General features: G+C 59.2%; 20 protein-coding genes. 1 reads left to right on the plus strand and 19 read right to left on the minus strand.

What is annotated here, in order from left to right; all coding sequences use genetic code 11:
- Positions 1 to 136: 136 nt before the first annotated feature.
- From ACMVPR_RS17050 to argH, 3 genes are read right to left on the minus strand one after another with little or no spacing between them, the layout of a single operon-like run.
- Positions 137 to 454 carry a DUF2834 domain-containing protein gene (locus ACMVPR_RS17050; protein WP_292264866.1) on the minus strand — a complete coding sequence of 106 codons (318 nt, stop codon included), beginning with the start codon at positions 452 to 454 and terminating at the stop codon, positions 137 to 139.
- A complete protein-coding gene (locus ACMVPR_RS17055) occupies positions 454 to 627 on the minus strand; it encodes a hypothetical protein (protein WP_416883852.1) in 174 nt (57 codons plus the stop codon). Before ACMVPR_RS17055 ends, ACMVPR_RS17050 begins: the two co-directional genes overlap by 1 nt.
- Positions 624 to 2,015: an argininosuccinate lyase gene (gene argH / locus ACMVPR_RS17060; RefSeq protein ID WP_416883853.1), complete on the minus strand. Its 1,392-nt coding sequence runs from the start codon at positions 2,013 to 2,015 to the stop codon at positions 624 to 626. Before argH ends, ACMVPR_RS17055 begins: the two co-directional genes overlap by 4 nt.
- Positions 2,016 to 2,038: 23 nt before the next feature.
- Here argH and ACMVPR_RS17065 point away from each other — a divergent pair, with 23 nt between their 5' ends.
- On the plus strand, positions 2,039 to 2,605 hold the full coding sequence (locus ACMVPR_RS17065; protein ID WP_416883854.1) for a TlpA disulfide reductase family protein: 567 nt from the start codon (positions 2,039 to 2,041) through the stop codon (positions 2,603 to 2,605).
- 463 nt (positions 2,606 to 3,068) lie between these two features.
- On the opposite strand, the gene ACMVPR_RS17070 is transcribed toward ACMVPR_RS17065, so the two are convergent.
- The 16 genes from ACMVPR_RS17070 to bchF all read right to left on the minus strand — a co-directional run bounded on the left by ACMVPR_RS17070 (position 3,069) and on the right by bchF (position 20,616).
- Positions 3,069 to 4,385: a UDP-glucose dehydrogenase family protein gene (locus tag ACMVPR_RS17070; protein ID WP_300584397.1), complete on the minus strand. Its 1,317-nt coding sequence runs from the start codon at positions 4,383 to 4,385 to the stop codon at positions 3,069 to 3,071.
- Positions 4,386 to 4,518: 133 nt separating this feature from the next.
- Positions 4,519 to 4,968, minus strand: a complete 450-nt coding sequence (locus tag ACMVPR_RS17075; protein WP_300584395.1) for a c-type cytochrome — start codon at positions 4,966 to 4,968, stop codon at positions 4,519 to 4,521.
- Between the two features lie 107 nt (positions 4,969 to 5,075).
- A complete protein-coding gene (hemA, locus tag ACMVPR_RS17080) occupies positions 5,076 to 6,290 on the minus strand; it encodes a 5-aminolevulinate synthase (RefSeq protein ID WP_300584393.1) in 1,215 nt (404 codons plus the stop codon).
- Entirely contained in the window at positions 6,280 to 7,098 is an 819-nt protein-coding gene (puhE, locus tag ACMVPR_RS17085; protein WP_416884677.1) for a putative photosynthetic complex assembly protein PuhE, read from the minus strand. Before puhE ends, hemA begins: the two co-directional genes overlap by 11 nt.
- Positions 7,099 to 7,193: 95 nt before the next feature.
- Complete coding sequence (gene acsF, locus ACMVPR_RS17090; protein ID WP_300584391.1) at positions 7,194 to 8,321, minus strand: magnesium-protoporphyrin IX monomethyl ester (oxidative) cyclase; 1,128 nt, start codon at positions 8,319 to 8,321, stop codon at positions 7,194 to 7,196.
- Positions 8,318 to 8,614, minus strand: a complete 297-nt coding sequence (locus ACMVPR_RS17095; RefSeq protein WP_292264881.1) for a hypothetical protein — start codon at positions 8,612 to 8,614, stop codon at positions 8,318 to 8,320. Before ACMVPR_RS17095 ends, acsF begins: the two co-directional genes overlap by 4 nt.
- 18 nt (positions 8,615 to 8,632) lie before the next feature.
- Positions 8,633 to 9,100 carry a photosynthetic complex assembly protein PuhC gene (gene puhC, locus ACMVPR_RS17100; RefSeq protein WP_416883855.1) on the minus strand — a complete coding sequence of 156 codons (468 nt, stop codon included), beginning with the start codon at positions 9,098 to 9,100 and terminating at the stop codon, positions 8,633 to 8,635.
- A gap of 12 nt (positions 9,101 to 9,112) precedes the next feature.
- Positions 9,113 to 9,751, minus strand: coding sequence for a photosynthetic complex putative assembly protein PuhB (gene puhB / locus ACMVPR_RS17105; protein ID WP_300584386.1), 639 nt, complete (start codon positions 9,749 to 9,751; stop codon positions 9,113 to 9,115).
- 53 nt (positions 9,752 to 9,804) lie between these two features.
- Positions 9,805 to 10,584: a photosynthetic reaction center subunit H gene (gene puhA / locus ACMVPR_RS17110; protein WP_416883856.1), complete on the minus strand. Its 780-nt coding sequence runs from the start codon at positions 10,582 to 10,584 to the stop codon at positions 9,805 to 9,807.
- A gap of 26 nt (positions 10,585 to 10,610) precedes the next feature.
- A complete protein-coding gene (locus ACMVPR_RS17115) occupies positions 10,611 to 12,050 on the minus strand; it encodes a PucC family protein (protein ID WP_416883857.1) in 1,440 nt (479 codons plus the stop codon).
- Positions 12,047 to 12,718 carry a magnesium protoporphyrin IX methyltransferase gene (gene bchM / locus ACMVPR_RS17120; protein ID WP_416883858.1) on the minus strand — a complete coding sequence of 224 codons (672 nt, stop codon included), beginning with the start codon at positions 12,716 to 12,718 and terminating at the stop codon, positions 12,047 to 12,049. The genes ACMVPR_RS17115 and bchM overlap by 4 nt, the downstream gene beginning before the upstream one ends.
- Positions 12,718 to 13,536, minus strand: a complete 819-nt coding sequence (gene bchL, locus ACMVPR_RS17125; RefSeq protein WP_300584452.1) for a ferredoxin:protochlorophyllide reductase (ATP-dependent) iron-sulfur ATP-binding protein — start codon at positions 13,534 to 13,536, stop codon at positions 12,718 to 12,720. The genes bchM and bchL overlap by 1 nt, the downstream gene beginning before the upstream one ends.
- A gap of 175 nt (positions 13,537 to 13,711) precedes the next feature.
- Positions 13,712 to 17,281 carry a magnesium chelatase subunit H gene (locus tag ACMVPR_RS17130; RefSeq protein ID WP_416883859.1) on the minus strand — a complete coding sequence of 1,190 codons (3,570 nt, stop codon included), beginning with the start codon at positions 17,279 to 17,281 and terminating at the stop codon, positions 13,712 to 13,714.
- Complete coding sequence (gene bchB / locus ACMVPR_RS17135; RefSeq protein WP_416883860.1) at positions 17,271 to 18,827, minus strand: ferredoxin:protochlorophyllide reductase (ATP-dependent) subunit B; 1,557 nt, start codon at positions 18,825 to 18,827, stop codon at positions 17,271 to 17,273. The genes ACMVPR_RS17130 and bchB overlap by 11 nt, the downstream gene beginning before the upstream one ends.
- Positions 18,824 to 20,110, minus strand: a complete 1,287-nt coding sequence (locus ACMVPR_RS17140; protein WP_416883861.1) for a ferredoxin:protochlorophyllide reductase (ATP-dependent) subunit N — start codon at positions 20,108 to 20,110, stop codon at positions 18,824 to 18,826. Before ACMVPR_RS17140 ends, bchB begins: the two co-directional genes overlap by 4 nt.
- A complete protein-coding gene (gene bchF / locus ACMVPR_RS17145) occupies positions 20,107 to 20,616 on the minus strand; it encodes a 2-vinyl bacteriochlorophyllide hydratase (RefSeq protein ID WP_300584374.1) in 510 nt (169 codons plus the stop codon). Before bchF ends, ACMVPR_RS17140 begins: the two co-directional genes overlap by 4 nt.
- Positions 20,617 to 20,776: the final 160 nt, after the last annotated feature.

The following is a 20,776-nucleotide window of genomic DNA, read 5'->3' on the forward strand; positions in this document are numbered from 1 at the left end:
TGCCTCCAGACCAGACCGCGCTGCAGTAGCGCAGCCCAAGGTTTTGCGCCACCCCTTGCTTCTTATCTTTGAAAATACGCAATGAAGACGCGGCCATGGGCGGTTTCATTGGGTTCGCAGATACCTGTGATCTCCGTCAGGTGATCGGCTTGGACCGCAAAAACAGATAAAGTGGCAATCCGCAGCTGACACCGATGCAATAGGTGGCCGGGATGGCAATCAGCGCGACCCAATTCCGTCGCACGAAAACCTCGGCAATAATCCAGATGGTCAGTGAGACTGCAGCAATCGTGAGGTCCCAAGTCAAACCCGTGGTCGCGTCATTGACGTACCACGCATCGATCATCGCGCCGAGATTCCAGCCGTTTTCCTGAAACCACGACACGAAATAATACATCGGATGGATGGCACCCCAAATCGCAAGAGCGAGGTAGATCCAGCGCATTGGCGTCATCAGAAATTCGCTCCCACGGTTACCGGGCCCGACCGAACGGACACGCCCGTGGATGTGCGGACGCCTTCGCTTCCGACCGAGACTGTCGTGTTGATCGAGGGTGTGATCGGTGGACCATCCGCGCCACAGGCGGCCAGCAGGGTCAAACCTACGATCAATGTGATGGGTCTCATCCAAGCACCTCTTTCCACCGCGCGATCTGTTCACGGACGCGAACGGGTGCGGTGCCGCCATAGCTGGTGCGGCTGGCGACAGAATTGTGAACACCCAGCACCTCAAACACATCGGCCGTAATCGCCGCGTGCACCGACTGCATGTCCTCAAGGCTCAGATCCGGCAAATCGCATCCCTTTTTCTCCGCCATCGCCACCAAGGATCCCGTGACGTGATGCGCGTCCCGGAAAGGTAGGTCGAGTGTTCGGACAAGCCAGTCAGCAAGATCAGTCGCCGTCGAAAACCCGGCAGAGGCTGCGGCTTCAAGATTGGCGCGGTTGGCAGTCATGTCCTTGACCATGCCTTCCATCGCAGCAAGCGCCAGCATCCAGTTATCGGCGGCGTCAAACACCTGTTCCTTGTCTTCCTGCATGTCCTTGGAATAGGCGAGCGGCAGACCCTTCATCACCATCATCAGCGCAACATTCGCACCGAAGATGCGCCCGATCTTGGCTCGGATCAGCTCGGCCGCATCAGGGTTCTTCTTCTGCGGCATGATGGACGAGCCGGTCGAGAACCGGTCGGACAGGGTGACAAAGCGGAACTGTGCTGAGGACCAGATGACCAGCTCTTCGGCAAATCGGCTCAGGTGCATTGCACTGATGCTGGCGACGCTCAGAAATTCGAGAGCAAAATCCCGGTCGCTCACCGCATCAAGGCTGTTGGCCATCGGGCGGTCAAATCCCAGCGCCTGTGCCGTCATCTCGCGATCAATCGGGAAGGATGTGCCAGCCAGCGCCGCCGCGCCCAAGGGGGATTCGTTCATCCGTTTACGTGCGTCCTGAACTCGGGAAAGATCGCGCGCAAACATTTCGACATAAGCCATCATGTGATGACCCCATGTGACGGGTTGCGCGGTTTGCAGGTGCGTGAACCCCGGCATCACCCAATCCGTGCCGGCCTCGGCCTGTGCCAGCAGCGCCCTGATGAGGGCCGTAAGGCCTGACGAAGCCGCATCAAGCTGATCCCGGACCCAAAGGCGGAAATCGGTCGCCACCTGATCATTGCGCGACCGGCCCGTGTGCAGACGTCCCGCAGGGTCACCGATCACCTCTTTCAACCGCGCCTCGACATTCATGTGGATGTCTTCCAACGCGGTCGAAAATGCGAAGTTTCCTGTTTCAATCTCTGACAATACGGTGAGCAAGCCTTCCCGCATCGCCTCTGCATCGCTAGATGTCACAATACCCTGCGCGGCCAACATCGCGGCGTGGGCCCTTGAACCGGCGATGTCCTGAGCAGCCATACGTTTGTCGAACCCGATCGAGGCATTGATCGCCTCCATAATGGCATCGGGTCCGGCGGCGAAACGGCCGCCCCACATTTGGTTCGAGGATTTGTCGGACATGGTCTTACCCCTTCGGAGGGAAAATGAAGAAAATTCTTGCCGTCCTCCTCTATACGGGCCTCGTGACGCTTGCAAACCCGGCGCTGGCCGATCTCGCCAAAGCCGAGGCGATGCGCGAAGGGGATATGAAAAAGCTGACCTTCCACAGCGACCCGCAACCTGCAGGGACGGCCGAGTTCACCACCTTCGACGGCGAACCCGTGTCACTGGAGCAATACAAGGGCAAATGGGTCTTGCTGAACTTCTGGGCCACATGGTGTGCGCCCTGCCGCAAGGAAATGCCCATGTTGTCCGAATTGCAGACCGAATTTGGCGGTGAGGATTTTGACGTTGTCACCATCGCAACCGGTCGCAACCCGCCTCCCGCGATGAAGGCGTTTTTCGACGAAATCGGTGTCGACAACCTCCCGCTTTACCGCGATCCGAAATCCGCCTTGGCGCGGGAAATGGGTGTTCTCGGGCTGCCGATCACCGTCATATTGAACCCGGACGGGCAAGAAGTCGCCCGGATGCGCGGCGATGCCGATTGGGCGTCGGACAATGCAAAGGACATCCTGCGTATGATCTTGGGGAAAGATACGGCTGGCTGAAATCGACGCACAGTCAGCAGGAGCTTCGGACCGTCTTCGTCACATGATCATGGCACACGGCGCTTCACCTCGTCGAATGGTTGTAGCTGCCACCCGCGCCCCCGCGCGTCCCATGACCTGTGTTCGGGTCCAAAGCTCCTCTGCCGTGTAGGTGCATCCATTCCGCGCCATGTTCCCGCGCAACGCGCAGTCCGTGAGCAAAATGAGAGAGTGGACACTATCAGAGACCTGACGCGTGGACACACCTGAGTTCGAGCCCCCGCCCGACAGGTCTGTTCATGGCAGAAATGTGGCGACCGGCAAAGCACTTTGCCTTATTTGCCCCAAAGCGCTCCAAAAACGAGAACAATGATCAGTTTCGCTCAGAGTTTGTCTGACGTACCCGCTTTAATTCCGCCACAATTCCGCCCAGACTCACCCAGTTGCGAGACCTGATGCGGGAATCATCTCTGGCTCTTGGACGTCAGGAGAAGCCGATCCGTCCCACGGAATCATACGCGACAAATCCCGCCTCCCGAGTCACGGTCGCATTGTAGATATTGCGCAGGTCCGCCATCGCCGGGCGCGCCATATTCTGCGCGATCCGGCCAAGATCGAGGGCGCGGAATTCGTTCCATTCGGTCAACAGCACGATGAGATCGGCATCCTTGGCCGCTGCATATGGATCGTCCAGCCATTGCACACCCGGCAAGAGCGCCTCGCCCTCGTGTTGGCCCTGCGGATCGCAGACGCGGACCTTGGCCCCGCCCCCCACAAGCGCCGGCACGATGGTCAGCGACGGCGCATCGCGCATATCATCCGTGTTGGGTTTGAACGTCACCCCCAGCACCGCCACGGTCTTGCCGTTGAACGTGCCGTCGCACAGATCCTGCAGCTTTTCGATCATCCGACGCTTGATATCTTCGTTCACCGCGATCACCGCTTCGGTAATGTGCATCGGGCTCGCGTGTTCCTGACCAATCCGGGCCAGGGCCTTGGTGTCTTTGGGAAAGCACGATCCGCCATACCCGGGACCTGCGTGCAGGAACTTGTTGCCGATGCGGTTGTCCATACCCATGCCTTTGGACACCTGTTTCACATCTGCACCGACCTTTTCGCAAAGGGCCGCGATCTCGTTGATGAAGGTGATCTTCGTCGCAAGAAAGGCGTTGGCCGCGTATTTGATCATCTCGGCGGATTCGAGATCGGTCGTGACAATCGGAAAATCCCGCAGGTAAAGCGGACGATAGATCTCCGACATCACCCCTGCAGCGCGATCTGTCTCGACACCCACCACAACGCGATCCGGTTTCATGAAATCGTCGATGGCCGCGCCTTCGCGCAGGAATTCCGGGTTCGATGCCACGTCGAAATCCAGGTCCGGATTGGCGGCAGCAACAACCTCGCGTACTTTGCGGTTGGTGCCCACCGGCACGGTCGACTTGGTGACAATCACCACGTAATCCTTGGCGGCTTTGGCGATCTCTTCGGCCGCAGCCATAACATATGTCAGATCCGCATGCCCGTCGCCGCGCCGCGTGGGTGTCCCCACCGCAATGAACACCGCGTCAGCCCCATCGATCGCCGTCTTCAAATCAAGCGTGAAAGACAGACGTCCCGCATCGACGTTCTTTGCCATCAGCGCATCGAGGCCCGGTTCATAAATCGGCACTTTGCCATTTTCGAGCATGTCGATCTTGCGCTGGTCCTTGTCGACGCAGACGACTTCATGACCGAAATCGGAAAAACACACCCCAGACACCAGACCAACATACCCGGTCCCGATCATCGCAATCTTCATGGAACTGCCCCTGTTCTTTGTTGGCCGTGTTTTGCGTCAGCCGCACAGATCGGTCAACTCTGCGACGCCAAGGGCGCAAAAGAAAAGGGCGCGCTGTGGCAGCGCGCCCCGTTCAGGAACAATTGTCGCTCGTTTAGGAGCCGGAACCTGTGCCTTCATGCACAGTATCGGCATCCGGGCTGACCGTTACGAGATAGGCGTAAACGTCTTCCATGCCACTGCGCAGACGGAAGGACATTTTTGACCGCGCGCCGCTGTCGCCAAGAAATTCAGCAAGGAAGCCCTTGGGATCCTGAACATAAGCAACGAATGTCTCTTCGTTCCAGACCAGACCGGCTTCACCAGCTGCAACGATGCTGTCGCCATAGCGGAAATCTGCCACGGTTCCCGCCTTGCGGCCAATGATGTTGTACAGGTTCGGACCAGTGCGGCCGCCCTTCACGATCTCCGTACCATCATCCGCCACGATCATGTGGCAGGATTTGCACTTGTTGAATTCCTTTTCACCAGCAGCAGCATCCTGTGCAAATGCTGCGCCTGAGCCTGCAAGCACGATGGCTGCAGTTGCGATCATCAACTTCATGGGTGAACTCCTCTCTCGTGTTCGGCGCAAACTAACGCTTTCTTGCATTGTTAACCAATAGCAAACCCGTTTGGTTCCCCAATCAGGTAACTTGTGCTTAGGTTAAGTCAAGCAACCTGATGCGAAATAGCGCACTGTTTCCAAAGAGTTGCCAGCGCCTGAACCAGATGTTCGATATCTGCGTCCGAATGTAGCGGGCCGGGCGTGAAACGCAGACGCTCGGTCCCTTTGGGCACAGTCGGATAGTTTATCGGCTGCACGTAGATTCCATAATCCTGCATCAGGATGTCTGCAAGCATGCGGCACTTGACCGGATCCTTGATCATCACCGGGATGATGTGACTGGGGTTCTGAAGATGCGGGATACCCATGTCATCCAGCCGCTTGCGAAGCTTGGCAACCTGTATTCTCTGCTGTTTGCGCTCTGTGTCGCTTTTCTTGAGATGCTGGATCGACGTGCGCGCGGCAGCCGCCACTGCCGGTGGCAGCGCGGTTGTGAAGATGAATCCGGACGAGAAGGAGCGGATGAAGTCGCACATCGCCTCAGATCCGGTGATGTAGCCACCCATGACGCCAAAGGCCTTGCCGAGCGTTCCTTCGATGAGCGTGATTCGGTCCGCAAGACCCTCGCGTTCGGACACGCCGCCGCCTCGCGGGCCGTACATGCCAACCGCGTGAACTTCGTCGAGATAGGTCATCGCGCCGTGCTTTTCGGCAACTTCGACGATTTCCTTCATCGGGCAGATGTCGCCGTCCATCGAATAGACCGACTCGAAGGCAACGATCTTGGTCGCGTTCGACGGCAACGCCGCCAGCTTGCGGTCCAGATCTTCAGGATCATTGTGTTTCCAGATCACCTTGTTGCACCGCGCGTGGCGGATGCCTTCGATCATCGACGCGTGGTTCAGTTCGTCGGACAGGATCACGGCGTCGGGCAGGCGCGACCCGAGGGTCGAAAGCGCCGCCCAGTTGGACACATAACCCGAGGTGAAGAGCAGGGCAGCTTCCTTGCCATGCAGATCGGCCAGTTCGGTCTCGAGCAGCTTGTGCTGATGGTTTGTGCCCGAAATGTTGCGGGTGCCACCTGCCCCGCAACCGTTCTGGCCAACCGCATCCTGCATCGACTTGATCACATCGGGATGCTGACCCATGCCGAGATAGTCGTTCGAGCACCAGACCGTCACTTCATCCGGGCAATCGTCGTCATGCGACTTTGCCCTCGGGAACGCGCCGCATTTGCGCTCCAGCTCAGCAAATATGCGGTAGTTTCCCTCTTTTTTCAGGGTATCAAGCTGGGCGTTGAACAGGCTGTCAAAGTCCATGGGCGTCCTCCGTTCGTATCGTCTTGTCTTGTTGTTGTGGTTTGGGCGCGGGGATCAACCAGCGCCAGAGTTTCTCGTCGGGCAGCGGCAGAACCATGAACCAATGCTCGAGCAAGGCGAGCGCGGTCAGGGCAGCCAGAAGGGCAAATCCAATCGTGTCGGCGGTGGACTGTGCGGAATAAATCCGCTCAAGCCAGCAGGCGACTGCAAAGGTCAGCGCACTGACCGAAATCGGGAACAGCCAGTTCATCTTCGCGTGCCGGAAATGGCTGGGAAGATGCGCCAGCGGTCGGGGCAGGAATTCGGTGTTGATCTTGGGAACACCCAGAAACAGGTTCAGTTTGGCCGACACTCGGGCAAAGAACAGAACCGCGAAGGTCCAGAACCCAAAGCTGTTAACAGCATCCTGAGTGAACAGCCACAACACGATCAGTGTGCCCGCCAGCAGCATCTCGTGATAGGCAATCGTGCCCCAGGCCCGGATGAACCGTTCCCATTCAGGCACGTCGTCACGGCAAATCAGTCGGTTCGGACCGGTGATCGTTCCTGTCAGAAACGCCAGTTCGATCCATCCCCAAAGCGCAAGAGCCGCTAGGAACGCGTGATAGGACGCGGCATGGCTGTCGAGATGCGCCGTCATTCCGATTCCGTAGACCCCGACAAAGAAGATCGGCAGCGCGAGCCATGTCAGGACCTGACCGAACCGCAACCCGCGACGGTCGGCGTATTTCACGACCATCAGGATCACCCCGGTGGAAAACCACCAGAGAAAAAGCGCCAGAAGGGCGGCGATCCAAGGGTCAGTCAACACGCGTTTTTGTCCTTCTTCTTTTTCCAAATATGCCGGGGGGTGTGGGGGGCTGGCCCCCCACATGGTCGCCGCCCGAAGGCGGCGAAACCAAATCAGTAAGACGGCACCAGTCGCGTTACGGCAGGTACCTTATGTTTCTTCACCGGAATGAAGTAGAGAGATGCAAAGCATGATGCTGCCTTGGCGGACCCTGCCAGTTCCTTGAGTTTGCCACCCAGACCGCCTTGCTTCTTGCCGGCGGCGATCTGCACATTGGCGCGCTGCAAACGTTCCAGTGTTGGTTGCCAACGCGGATGGTCGATATCCAGCGTGATCGGGAAGATTTGCTTGGTCAGCTCGGATGTCTTGGTGAAGACCTCATGCGCATACCAATCCGGGTCCACGCCCAGTGCCTTGTGGAATGCGGGTCGCTGGTGATCGCGGACATACATCGTGGCATAGACCGCCGTCAGGAAGAACTTGATCCAGTAGACATTCACGCCGCTGGTCAACTTGGGGTCGGTCTTCATCAGAAGCGCGAACGCCTCACCATGGCTGAACTCGTCATTGCACCACTCTTCGAACCACTTGAAGATCGGGTGGAAACGGTGCTCCGGGTTCGCCTCAAGGTGCCGGAAGATCGTGATGTAGCGGGCATAGCCGATCTTTTCCGACAGGTAGGTGGCGTAGTAGATGAACTTGGGCCGGAAATAGGTGTATTTCTTCGACTGTGTCAGGAAGCCAAGGTTCACCCGCAGGCCCGCTTCACGCAGCGCGTCATTGATGAATCCGGCATGCCGTGCCTCATCCCGCGCCATCAGCTGGAACAGCTGTGTGATGTCCTTGTTGTTGCCGCGCCGCTTCATTTCCTTGTAGAGGACGCAGCCCGAGAATTCGGCGGTACAGCTTGAGATCAGGAAGTCGATGAACTCCTTCTTCAGCTGCGGCTCCATGTTTTCCCAGTCGACATGATCCCAGTCTTCGTTCTTCTTGAAGTGGCCCTTGTTCGGGTCTGCTTCCATCTGGGCAATCAACTCGTCCCATTCCGCGCGGATGCCATCGACATTGATCGCGTCCAGCTCATCGAAATCGGTGGTGTAGAAGCGTGGCGTGAGCAGCGTGTTCGCCATCGCGGTTTCGGTTGCGAAATCGTCGTCGTACTTTGCCTGCTCTTCTTGGATGGCCAGGCCTTCTTCGACGGACGTCGCATCAGCGGTGTGTTTTCCAGTGTAGGCGTTCATAGCGTCACCTCTTCAGAGAAGGAGAATTCGCAAAGCTCCATCACTTCGAAATCCCCGGTCAGGCGAGTCCAAAGCTGTTCGAGCTTTGACGCGCGGACGATGATCGCTTCCCGATCCTCGGAAACAACCTCGCCGAAGGGGGCCATGATCTCAGGCCCCTGAACCCTTACCTCGTCGCCGGGGTAAATCACGGCGCCGTTGTTGAATCGCACATGCGCGTGCAGGCTTTCAAAACAGTGGCTGATTTCCACTGTGCACGGCGCCCTTTCAATCTCTTTTGTCAACAGACCCATTTTCCGATTCCCTTTCGGTTATTTCAGAAGCCTGGCGAAGGCTGCTGAGTTGTCGGCGCCGAACCCCATCAGGTCAGCCCCCCATCCCGTGCTGGGATCAAAGATCTCAAGACGGTTATTCTCACGTGCCCGAACGATCACCGGACCGTTCAGATCGACACGTGCCTTGGTGCGCTCCCGTTGCAGGACGCGCCACATGCCGGAAATAAACCCGCCTTCTTCTGGCGCGTACTCGGCAATCACTGTGCCATCCTCGGCAAAAACTTTTGCGGCACCGCTCATGGCACCTTCGAGGAAGAGCGTTTTCTCGATCACGACGGGTGAGTCCGGCGCTGTGTATTGAACCGGGCCATCCAGCCAACGATAGGCGCTGACCATGACGAGGCAGAGCATGACCATGCCGAACATCGCTCGCACGAACAGACGCGGCACGAGTTCGCGTTCGGTGGCGTGGATACGGGCTTTGTCGACGGTTTGCGTTTGCATGTCCGGCGCTCCCTATTCAGCCGCGACAGCCGAAGGTGCGGCACGGCGTGTGCGCTCCACCTCAGGCATCGACACGCGCGCTTGCGCGGCTTCGGCAATCATTGCGGCAATGGTTTCGGCGTCTGGGATGCACCGAAGCGCAGGCTGTGTCGGCGAAATACGCCACGGGCGGACATGCGGCCAGCACACAAGATAGCTGATCCGTGTATCCCCCAGAAGATCGAACGCGATGGTACCTGTACCTGACTTGCGCAGGTCCAGATTGGCTGCACCGATCTGCTTGAAAGGCAGGTTCAAAGTGACCGTCAGCGCCGCACCAATCCGCATGGCGACCCGGCGATTTGTCACCGTGTAGACGGTGTAATGCGCCTGCGTCCAAGCAATCCCAATCAGCAGGACACACACGATTGCGCCAAGGATCAGGAATGGCACCGATGCCCAGATTGCCTGCCCCAAGGGCATGAGATCGACCACAGCCACGAACCGCCACGCCGCAAGGAAGACAAAGTATCCCGCGACCCACAGAACGTTCAGCGACTCCTTGGAAAGCGCCCACCAATCCGGTTTGCCTTGCCAGAGGATCACCTCCCCCTCGGGAGGTGTCTCTGGAAGACCTTTGACCGGTTCAACCTGAAAATCGTCGTGCGACATGATGGGTTCCCTTTCCGAAAGCCGTGGCTGCGGCTGTTGGTCCTTAGTCTTGTTCAGATCTGCGGCTCTTGGCGTTCCTTGCTGGCGTAGAGCGTGCCACCGCCGTAGTAGGCACTGACTTTTTCTTCCTCGAGCTTGGTGATCTGTTTCGGTGATGCGAGCTGCGGCACACCGGCAAAATGTTCGCCAAAGATCGACCGGATCTTCACACGGTTGCCCCAGATGCGGGTAAAGGTGATCGGCACAAGGCGCGACCCACCGCCGTATTCGGCATCCAGTTCCATCTCGAGGTAGCGCACCATCTGTTCCGGTTCATCGACCCACATGTCGGTAATCTTGCCGACGATGGCCCCGTCACCGGCCACAACCGGAAGACCGCGCGGATCGCGACCGGCGGACACGCGGAAATGTTCGCTGCCCGACATCGGGATGATCTTCGGATGACCATGGCCATCCAGTTCCGGCTCGTCCCGACGCGGCGCCCAGCTGCCCGGCCCAACGCCGTCAGCCAGCGGATTGCCAACCGGATCGAAGGGGAAACCGCCGCTGTCGAACTGGCGGGTCAGTTTTGCGTCGATATCCGTACGCTCGGGTGTCTGGCCCGATGGAACCGTGTACTCGCCCCGGCCATGCGGCAGAAGGAATGTCTTGTCCGCAGGGTTCGGGAACACGCTGCCCGCATCAGCCTGGCTCCCGTCTTCGTCAAGAAGCGGATAGCCTTCCCGCTGGTTTTCGCGCTGAATCCAGATCACGAGTCCAACAAAGAAAATGAAAAACAACCAGAGCGAAATGCTCGCGAGGTCGAGGTTTCCAAGGATATAGTCTTCGGTCATCTTCAGTTCTCCTTGATGGGCCTTGGTCAGGTTGGGAAATCGGCAAGGCCCAGCCCTGTCGGTTTCTGGTTGAGGGGGAGGATGCTTCTGTTCTGGCTGACAAGCCGGCCCAAAACGATGAGCGTCGCAAACAGAAGTCCGATTTCGATATGGTAGACGACGGAGTATCCGGTCGTCGGAGTGGCCAGCGCTTCGCCCAGACTTCCGGACATCGCGACCATGTTGATGCCATCACGGGTGGCTCCGCCGATCAGGGTGGACAAACCCGCTGCGGTCGCCTGCGCGGCGCCCCAAGCGCCAAGGGCAAGCCCGCGTCCGGCAAGTCCTTCAACCGGCAGCATCATGGCGGCGGTCAGGGTTGAGATGGCAAAGTAGCCGCCACCGAACCCGATCAGACCAGCACCGAGGAAGAACAAAACAGTCGAATTCATCGGCGCGGCAAAGATCACCGTGCAGAAGGCTGCAACACCAGCCAGCAATCCGACCGAAGCCATGCGGAACGTGTTGCCGCCATTGGACAGAACACGCGCCGCGAGGGCGAACCCGATCAGCGCGCCCAGCGCCCAGGTCGCCGTCAGCAGAGTTGTGGACGACACGCTCAAGCCAAGGATTTCGCCGCCATAGGGCTCAAGCAGCACATCCTGCATGTTGAACGCCATCGTGCCCAGAAACACGACCGCCAGAAGGCGTCCCGCGGTGCCACCCGCCGTCAGATCGGCCCAAGCATCCTTGAAAGACGGCTGCGGGGCTTCGCGGTCTTCCTTGGTCATCGGGCGCACACGTTCTTGCTTCCAAAGCGCGATCACATTGAGCACCAACGTCATGACCGCACAGCCCTGAACCACGCTGATCAGCAGCACACCCGAGAAGTCCCGCAGCAGCCAGCCGATCACGATGGCAGAAACGCCCATACCGATCAGATACATGACATAGAGCAGCGACACGACGCGCGGACGCGTCTCATCCGTCGCGCGGTCTGCGGCGAGGGCCAAACCAGCCGTCTGTGTCATGTGCATGCCAAGGCCGGTCATGATGAAGGCCAGCGCTGCCAGCACTTCGCCCGCGAATGGCACGTCGTGAGTGACATCTCCGCCAAGAACCAGAAGGCACGCGGGCATGACGGCCAGACCGCCGAACTGCCACAGCGTGCCGAACCAGAGGTATGGAATGCGCTTCCAGCCGATGGCCGAGCGGTAATTGTCCGACTTGAAACCGAGGAGCGCCCGGAAGGGCGCGATAAGCACCGGCAGCGCGACCATGATCGCAACCAGCGTCGCAGGAACCGAAAGCTCTACGATCATGACACGGTTCAACGTGCCCAGCAGCATGACACCCGCCATGCCAACCGACACCTGGAACAAAGCAAGCCGCAACAGTTGACCCAAAGGCAGATCGTCGGATGCCGCGTCCGAAAACGGCAGCATCCTCATGCCCAAGGATTTCACCTGAGAGCGGCTTACGATCATGGGCGGAACTCCAAAGCCTGACTGATGTAGAAGCCGGAGTTGACGCGACCCAGATCGGTCAATTGCCCAATGTCAGAGACCGTTTTCGACAGGCGCTGTGGCCCGTGCGGGATCATCGTCGGCGACCGGTCGGACTTTGGGAAAACCTTGCCAGCATACCACATGGTCATCAAAAGCGGTGTGCGCGGCGCAACAGTGAACGCAATCGACCCACGCGTCCGTTCACCAAGTCTGGAAAGGGCCGCGCGGATGTCAGAGCCTGTATAGTAGATCAGGCTATCCATCGCGATCACATGGTCGAACGTGCCGTGATCCGCCGACAGCATGTCCCCGCTGGCGAATGTCACACGCGACTGCAAATGCTCGGGCAACCGATCCTGGGCAATTCTGACCAGCGACGGAGAGATATCCACCGCAACCACGTCGGCACCGCGCTGCGCCAATTCTTGCGTCATCTGCCCCGCGCCGCAGCCCGCATCCAGAACGCGGACTCCGTTCAGGTCCGATGGCAGTGCCGACAACAATTTGTCACGCATCTGGTCCCGGCCTTTACGGACGGTTTCGCGAATGCGGCTGACCGGCGCGTCCGATGTCAGACGCTCCCAAACCTTGGTCGCCGTGCGGTCGAAATAATGCTCGACCCGATCGCGTGTGGCGTCGTAGCTCATCAATCGAATCCCAGAAGCTCAAAGATTTCGCGGTCTTCCAACGGCTTCGGCGCCATCGCCTCGGTTCCGTTGAACAGGGTTTCCGCGAGACGGATGTATTCCTTGCGCGCCAAGACGATGTCTTCCTCGTCCGGCATTTCGAACAGCGTTTTCTTCTTCAGACGCGACCGGCGGATGGCATCGTAATCGGGCATATGCGCGATGCGCTTGAAGCCGACCTCGTTGCAGTAGCGATCCACCTCGTCCGTATCCTTGGAGCGGTTGGCCACGCAACCGGCCAGACGGACCTTGTAGTTCGAGGACTTGGCCTGAACCGCAGCAATGATCCGGTTCATCGCGTAGATGCTGTCGAAATCATTGGCCGTCACGATCACGGCGCGATCGGCGTGTTGCAGCGGGGCGGCAAAGCCACCGCAGACCACATCGCCCAACACGTCGAACAGAACGACGTCCGTGTCTTCCAGAAGGTGATGCTGCTTGAGCAGTTTGACGGTCTGCCCGACCACGTAGCCACCACAGCCGGTGCCTGCAGGCGGACCACCCGCTTCGATGCATTTCACCCCGTTGAAACCGTCTGCGACGAAATCCTCGGGGCGCAGTTCCTCGGCGTGGAAATCGACCTCTTTGAGGATGTCGATCACGGTGGGTTGCAGTTTGCCTGTCAGGGTAAAGGTGCTGTCATGCTTGGGGTCGCATCCGATCTGCAGAACTCGCTTGCCCAGCTTGGAAAACGCGGCCGACAGGTTCGAAGACGTGGTCGACTTGCCGATGCCACCCTTGCCGTACACTGCGAACACCTTGGCCCCTTCGATCTTCATCGAATTGTCCTGATGCACCTGCACCGATCCTTCGCCGTCCTGACCCTTGAGGATGGGGGGCGCGGACAAGCCGCGCGCTTCCAAGCCTGCGGCTTCGCGCAGGGCTGCACGGGCAGCGGGCGGGCTTTTTGCGTCAAGTGGGCTCATTTGGGCCTCCGGTTATACGAGTTGGCGCTCATTCTGCGGCGATCCCCTCAAGGCGATCTTCCAGAGCGTCGGCAGCGTCTTGCAACGCGGCCAGAGTTTCGGCGTCGGGGTGCCAATAATTGCGGTCATGTGCTTCGAGCAGGCGGTTCGCCATGCGGCTCGACGCGGTCGGATTGAGATCGGCGAGACGGGCGCGCATCTCGGCATCAAGAACAAAGGTTTCGCTGAGCCGCTGATAGACCCAAGGCTCCACCTTGCCAGTGGTGGCGGACCAGCCCATCGTGTTGGTCACCTGCGCCTCGATCTGGCGCACGCCTTCGGCACCATGCTTGAGCATGCCTTCGAACCACTTCGGATTAAGGCTCCGCGACCGGGTTTCCAGCGCGACCTGGTCCTGCAATGTGCGAACCTTGCCGTTGCCGCGCGTGGTGTCGGAAATGTAGATCGCCGCTTCCTGACCACCGCGCGCACGTTTCACCGCACGAGAGATGCCACCCAGCGTGTCGAAGTAGTGATCAACGGTTGTGACACCCAGTTCCACGGATTCGAGGTTCTGATAGGCAACATCGACGGTTTTCAGGGTCTCTTGCAGCAGTGCTTGGTTCGAGATGGCCTTGCCATTCACACCGTAGGCGAAGGACTTGCGTGCCTCGTAAGCATCTGCCAGTTCGTCTTCGTCACCGAAGGCGCTGCTGTCGACCAGCGCGTTCACGTTCGATCCGTAGGCACCTTCAGCGTTCGAGAAAACCCGAAGCGCGGCCGTTTCGAGATCGACACCGTTTTCCTGCGCATAAACCCACGCATGTGCGCGGACGTAGTTCAGCTCCAACGGCTCATCCGCCTCAGCCGCTTTCTTCGCGGCCTCAGCCAGCATGCGCGTCTGCAACGGCAGAAGATCGCGGAAAATACCCGAGAGCGTCATCACAACGTCGATCCGTGGGCGACCCAGCTCTTCCAGCGGGATCAGGTCGGCACCTGACAAGCGGCCGAAGCTGTCAAAGCGCGGTTTGGCACCGATCAGAGCCAAGGCCTGCGCCAAGGGAGCGCCATCGGATTTGATGTTGTCCGACCCCCAAAGCACCAGCGCAACTGTGCGAGGCAGCGACTTGTGTGTCGCCAGCAGAAGCTCTGCCTGCTTTGCACCATCGCGGCAGGCGAATTCGGTCGGCATGCGGAAGGGATCAAAGGCGTGAATGTTCCGGCCTGTGGGCAGAACATCGGCAGACCGGATCAGATCGCCACCTGGAACCGGCGGCGTGTACCGACCCGCCATCGCGCGCAGAAGACCGGCAAGCTCGGTTTCTTCCTGCAGCAGCGCATCAACGCGGGCTTTGGTTTCTTCGTCTGCGGTTTCGATCAGCTTGAGGTATTCGGCCCGCGCAGCATCGCTGAACGTCTTTCCGACAATATGCAGACCATCGGGGATCAGCGCATCTTCGGTCTCGAGCAGCTTCAGCCACAGCGCATCGGGGGCGACGCCCTCCATATCAACTGCTGCGGCCTGCTCGGCGATCAATGTCTCCAACTCGGCCCGTTCATGGTCTGCCGGATCAAGCGAGCGCCAGCGTGTCAGGCTGTCCTTCAGCTCTTGCAGACCTTTGTAGAGACCGGATTGCGCCAGAGGGGGCGTCAAATGCGTGACGGTCACAGCGCCAGACCGACGCTTGGCCAAGGACGCCTCGGACGGATTGTTGGATGCGTAGAGATAAACATTTGGCATCTCGCCGATCAGCCGATCCGGCCAATCACGCGCGCCCAGCCCGGCTTGTTTGCCCGGCATGAATTCCAGCGCGCCATGCATTCCGAAATGCAGCACCACATCGGCGCAGAACGTGTTGCGCATCCAAAGGTAGAAGGTGACGAAGGCATGGGTCGGTGCGAAACCACGTTCAAACAACAGGCGCATCGGATCGCCTTCGTAGCCGAAGGTTGGCTGCACACCGACAAAGACCTTGCCGAACTGCGCGCCCAGAACGAACACGCCGCGTCCGTCTGACTGGATCTTGCCGGGGGCCGGACCCCAGACCGCTTCGATGGCCTTGAGCGGGGGCGTGTTGCGCACAATGTCATCGGCGCTCACATGAGCGGCGACATTTGCCTCCTGGCCGTATTGCTTGGAATTACCCTCAAGAACAGCGGCACGCAGCGCGGCAACGGTTTCAGGCGGATCAAGGTCGTAGCCATCGGCCTTCATCGCATGCAGCGTGTTGAACAGGGACTCGAACACGTTGAGGTAAGCCGCAGTCCCAACCGCGCCGGCATTGGGCGGAAAACCAAAAAGCACGATGCCAACATTCTTGTCAGCGTTCGCCTTCCTGCGCAGCGTTGCCTGACGCAGGGTTTTCTCGGCCAGGCTGTCAATCCGCTCGCGGCACGGGGCCATGGCCTTGCTTGCAGTATCACTCGGGCACCGGTAGTGGCATCCGTTGCAGCCTTCGGGTCCGTGACGACCACCAAACACGGTCGGGCAGGTTGCTCCATCAAGCTCGGGCAGAGCGATGAGCATCGTTGTCTCGATCGGCCCCAGACCCTGCTCACCATTCGCCCACTGTCCCAAAGTCTGGAATTCGAGCGGATGCGCGGCGATGTAGGGAATGTCGAGGTCCTTGAGAACCTCAACCGCAGCACTGCTGTCATTGTAGGCAGGGCCGCCCACAAGGCTGAAACCCGTCAGGGACACCATGGCGTCGATGGTGGTACGGTCATTGGAACGGAAGAATTCGGCAATCGCAGGCCGGCCGTCCAGACCACCGGCAAAGGCCGGAACCACGGCCATGCCTTTGGCTTCAAATGCCCGAATGACCGCATCGTAATGCGCGGTGTCATTCGCAAGCACGTAGGACCGCATCATCAGCAGACCAACGGTTGCCTTGACCTCTGCCGGACGGGGCAGATCGGCCAAGTTCGTCGTGATTCGTTGTGGCAAATCGGGGTGATACAGAGCCACATCCGGGTATTCGATCGGCGCTTCTGCCGCTGCGCCCAGCCATTCGGCGCGACCTTTGGCGTATTTGCCCAAGAGGTAACGCACCATCGCTTCGATGTTGTCGTCAGACCCGCCCAGCCAATATTGCATGACAAGGAACCACGACCGCAGATCCTGTGCCTTGCCGGGGATCAGCTTGAGCATCTTGGGCAGGCGGCGCAATTGCTGCATCCGCTTTTCGCCCTTCTCGACCTCTGACTCCGTCGACTTGGGTTTGAGGGACTTGAGGATCTTCATCAGACCGGATGCGGGTTTGCTCATGTCGAGCTTGCCCAGCTTGGTCAGCTTGATGATCTCGGCATCGGCAATGACGCCAACCATGCCGTCAACCTTGTCCCGAACAGCACGCAGGTCATCAAGGATTGGCTTGATGTGCTCTTCGAGGAACAGCAGGTTCGCCACAACCATATCAGCGTTAGCAATCGCTGCCTTGGTTTCAGTCAAAGCTTCGGGCGTTTCCGCCCATTCGGCCGCTGCGTGGACCGACACGTTGAGACCGGGAAAGTCCCGCGCCAGGTTGACCGATGCCCGCGCCACCGGACCCGCCGAGTGGCTGTCCAGCGTGATGATGGCGATGTTATACGCCCGGGCGTCGGAGAAACTATCGCGCATAATGGGCCTTCGCCTCGTATAGCGTGTCGACACTGATTTCCTGAACACCGCGCTCGGACGCGAAGGTCTCGGTGTTGCGCTTGGCTTTGCCCCGCACGAAGAACGGGATTTTCTTCAGTTCTTTTTCGGCGGCGGGAAGCCAGACGATCTCGACCGGGCCGGTGTGCGTCGGTGCGGATTGTGTCGCAACAGTTTCTGGTTCGACTGCTTCGCTGATCCCCGTCTCACGCAGTTTGGCTTTGTGACCGTGATGGCTGGCACCTGCGTCATCGTGAAATTCGAAATCCTCGCGGAACATGGTCAGAAGGTGCTCTTCCAGCCCCATGACCAGCGGATGCACCCACGTATCGAAGATCACGTTCGCGCCTTCGATCCCCATCTGCGGGCTGTAGCGCGCCGGGAAATCCTGAACATGGACCGGGGCGGAAATGACAGCACAGGGAATGCCCAGACGCTTGCCGATATGCCGCTCCATCTGGGTGCCGAGGATCAACTCGGGCGCAAGTTCTTCGATCCGACGTTCGACTTCGAGGTAATCATCCGTGATCAGCGCCTCGAGACCAAACTCTTTCGCGACGCCACGCAGCATCCGGGCCTGTTCACGGTTGTAACAGCCCATGCCCACCACCTCGAATCCCATCTCGTCGCGGGCGATGCGGGCGCAGGCGGCGACATGTGTTCCGTCGCCAAAGAGGAACACGCGCTTGCCAGTCAGATAGGTGCTGTCAACGCTGGCCGAATACCACGGCATCCGCAGACGGCTTTCGTCGAGAATGACATTGCGTCCGGTGATCGACGCGATTTCCGAAACGAAGGCGCGCGTGGCACCAACGCCAATCGGCACGACCTTGGTGTAAGGAAGATCCAGCTCCCGCTCCATCCAGCGCGCGGCTGTCTCGGCGGTTTCGGGATACATCAGAACGTTGAAATGCGCGGCACCCAGATTGGCGATATCCGAAGGACGTGCATCAAAAGGCGCAACGACATTCACGCCAATGCCCATGTCGGACAACAGCGCCGTCACTTCGGTGATGTCATCACGGTGGCGGAAGCCCAGCGCGGTCGGGCCAATCAGGTTCGCAGTGATCCGCGCTGTCTTTTGGACCGGCTTGGCCAAGTGGCGCACGATCTGAAAGAACGTCTCGTCCGCGCCAAAGTTTTCCTTGCGCTGATAGCTGGGTAGTTCTAGCGGAATGGCCGGGATCGGCAGGCCGAGTGTCTCGGCAAGACCGCCGGGATCGTCCTGGATCAGTTCGGCGGTACAGGATGCGCCGACGATCATCGCCTCGGGCTTGAACCGCTCATAAGCGGCCATCGCGGCGTCCTTGAACAGGTATGCCGTATCCGCTCCCAGATCGCGGGCCTGAAAGGTCGTGTATGTGACCGGTGGGCGATGGTTACGCCGTTCGATCATGGTAAACAGCAGATCCGCATAGGTGTCGCCTTGCGGGGCGTGCAGAACGTAATGCATGCCCTTCATGGCGGTAGCGACACGCATCGCACCCACATGCGGCGGCCCCTCGTATGTCCAGACGGTCAGCTTCATTCCGCCGCCTCCATCTTCAGAAGACTGCGGCGGCGCACAGGGCGCGAGAAAAGACCGGCAAGGTCACCCGCCTGTTCGTAGAAATGCACTGGCGTGAACACCAGTTCGATGGCCCACTTGGTGGTGAGACCCTCTGCCTCGAGCGGATTGGCAAGGCCGAGGCCGCAAACGGTCAGATCAGGCCGCGCAGCACGGCACCGATCAAGCTGTTTGTCGACGTCCTGGCCTTCGGCGATGATCGGACCTTCGGACAACAGTTCGAGGTCCGGTGTCATGACCGAACGGTGGATAAAGGGCGCACCCACTTCCACTGCTTCCATTCCACATTCACGGGTCAGGAACCGGGCCAGCGGGATTTCCAGCTGACTGTCTGGGAAGAAGAACACCGACTTGCCTCGGAGCGCTTCAGACGCCTGCGCGACGGCCTTTGTCGCCCGGGCACGCGGTGCGTCGGTGACTTCGGCAAACTTGGCATCCGACACGCCAAACTGATCGGCAATCGCCCGCAGCCATTGGGTTGTCCCTTCTTCACCAAAGGGGAAGGGCGCGGCGATATGATTTGCGCCACGGCGCTGTAACGCTTCGTGGGTTTCGGTAAGGAAAGGCTGCGTCAGCGCGTAAAGCGTATTGGGACCGATGCCATATTCATCATTCACCCGCGAGGCGGGAAGAATGCGGATCGGACCGATCCCCATCGCTTCGAGGAGGCCAACCGCCTGCTCTTCGACAACGTCGGGAAGTGCGCCGACCAGCAGTAGTTCGCGCGCATCTGTCTGCGGCAGAACCGGAACCATCGCAGCAAGACAGGCGTCTTCGCCTTGGGTAAACGTCGTTTCAATGCCGGACCCGGAATAGCTCAGCACGCGGACATTGGGCGCAAATTGTGCACTCATGCGTTCTGCCGCTTTGGCAAGATCAAGCTTGATCACTTCGGACGGGCAGGACCCGACGAGGAACAACTGCTTGATGTCCGGGCGACGCTCGAGCAACTCACTGACGACACGGTCAAGTTCCTGCTGTGCGTCTGCCATCCCAGCAAGATCGGTCTCTTCAAGGATGGCCGTTGCAAAGCGGGGTTCGGCAAAAATCATGACGCCCGCCGCAGATTGCAGCAGATGGGCACAGGTGCGGCTGCCCACGACAAGGAAGAACGCGTCCTGCATCTTGCGGTGCAGCCAGATGATCCCGGTCAGACCGCAAAAGACCTCGTGCTGGCCGCGTTCCTTGAGAACAGGCGTACTGGAGCAACCACGTGAAGGTGGGGGAGTGAACCGTTCGGTCATGCCGTGGCCTCATCTGCAATGGGTGAAGCGCTGGCCTGAAGACGTGCGACACGCAGCTTCCAAAGGAATTGCCCGGCGTTGATGACGTATGCAGCATAAGCCGCAAGGGCGAGCCACATCTCTTCGGTCGGGCTCAGCGCGCTGGTCCAGAGCGCCCAGACATAGGCGAGGTGCAGTGCGATCACGAGGAAAGAGAACACATCCTCCCAGAAGAACGCGGGCGCAAACAGGTATTGGCCAAAGACCACCTTCTCCCAAATCGCGCCGGTGACCATGATGGTGAGCAGGAAAACGGTTTTGATCAGAATGGAAATTGTCGCGGCGTCATAGCCGGCTCCCGTGACCAGATAGCGGACGACCAGAGCCAAAGACACAAGGAAAACAAGGAATTGGATAGGCGCAAGGACGCCTTGGATGATGGTCCAAATGCTGTTGTCACGACGTGCGCGCTGTTCCTCTGTATAGAGGAAGACTGGTTTTCCAGCGGCGCGATGCGATCCTGCCATGTCTACGATTCCGTTCTTGCTCCCTAAAAAGTATCTACTCGTGGCGGCAAGTGTCAACTAAAACTTACACCTTGAGGGGGCTGCCCTACATAGTTGTCAATCTGCCTACCGATTCTTGAAAACGTGGCTTAATTCCCGATTTTTCAGTGGTTTTCTTCGC

Source organism: Marivita sp., assembly GCF_048006345.1.
Classification (GTDB): Bacteria; Pseudomonadota; Alphaproteobacteria; order Rhodobacterales; family Rhodobacteraceae; genus Marivita.

Excerpts from the sequence above, each read along its gene's own strand:
- ACMVPR_RS17050 (WP_292264866.1), bottom strand. The coding sequence starts at position 454 with ATGACGCCAATGCGCTGGATCTACCTCGCTCTTGCGATTTGGGGTGCC.
- ACMVPR_RS17055 (WP_416883852.1), bottom strand. The coding sequence starts at position 627 with ATGAGACCCATCACATTGATCGTAGGTTTGACCCTGCTGGCCGCCTGT.
- argH (WP_416883853.1), bottom strand. The coding sequence starts at position 2,015 with ATGTCCGACAAATCCTCGAACCAAATGTGGGGCGGCCGTTTCGCCGCC.
- ACMVPR_RS17065 (WP_416883854.1), top strand. The coding sequence starts at position 2,039 with ATGAAGAAAATTCTTGCCGTCCTCCTCTATACGGGCCTCGTGACGCTT.
- ACMVPR_RS17070 (WP_300584397.1), bottom strand. The coding sequence starts at position 4,385 with ATGAAGATTGCGATGATCGGGACCGGGTATGTTGGTCTGGTGTCTGGG.
- ACMVPR_RS17075 (WP_300584395.1), bottom strand. The coding sequence starts at position 4,968 with ATGAAGTTGATGATCGCAACTGCAGCCATCGTGCTTGCAGGCTCAGGC.
- hemA (WP_300584393.1), bottom strand. The coding sequence starts at position 6,290 with ATGGACTTTGACAGCCTGTTCAACGCCCAGCTTGATACCCTGAAAAAA.
- acsF (WP_300584391.1), bottom strand. The coding sequence starts at position 8,321 with ATGAACGCCTACACTGGAAAACACACCGCTGATGCGACGTCCGTCGAA.
- ACMVPR_RS17095 (WP_292264881.1), bottom strand. The coding sequence starts at position 8,614 with ATGGGTCTGTTGACAAAAGAGATTGAAAGGGCGCCGTGCACAGTGGAA.
- puhC (WP_416883855.1), bottom strand. The coding sequence starts at position 9,100 with ATGCAAACGCAAACCGTCGACAAAGCCCGTATCCACGCCACCGAACGC.
- puhB (WP_300584386.1), bottom strand. The coding sequence starts at position 9,751 with ATGTCGCACGACGATTTTCAGGTTGAACCGGTCAAAGGTCTTCCAGAG.
- puhA (WP_416883856.1), bottom strand. The coding sequence starts at position 10,584 with ATGACCGAAGACTATATCCTTGGAAACCTCGACCTCGCGAGCATTTCG.
- ACMVPR_RS17115 (WP_416883857.1), bottom strand. The coding sequence starts at position 12,050 with ATGATCGTAAGCCGCTCTCAGGTGAAATCCTTGGGCATGAGGATGCTG.
- bchM (WP_416883858.1), bottom strand. The coding sequence starts at position 12,718 with ATGAGCTACGACGCCACACGCGATCGGGTCGAGCATTATTTCGACCGC.
- bchL (WP_300584452.1), bottom strand. The coding sequence starts at position 13,536 with ATGAAGATCGAAGGGGCCAAGGTGTTCGCAGTGTACGGCAAGGGTGGC.
- ACMVPR_RS17130 (WP_416883859.1), bottom strand. The coding sequence starts at position 17,281 with ATGCGCGATAGTTTCTCCGACGCCCGGGCGTATAACATCGCCATCATC.
- bchB (WP_416883860.1), bottom strand. The coding sequence starts at position 18,827 with ATGAAGCTGACCGTCTGGACATACGAGGGGCCGCCGCATGTGGGTGCG.
- ACMVPR_RS17140 (WP_416883861.1), bottom strand. The coding sequence starts at position 20,110 with ATGACCGAACGGTTCACTCCCCCACCTTCACGTGGTTGCTCCAGTACG.
- bchF (WP_300584374.1), bottom strand. The coding sequence starts at position 20,616 with ATGGCAGGATCGCATCGCGCCGCTGGAAAACCAGTCTTCCTCTATACA.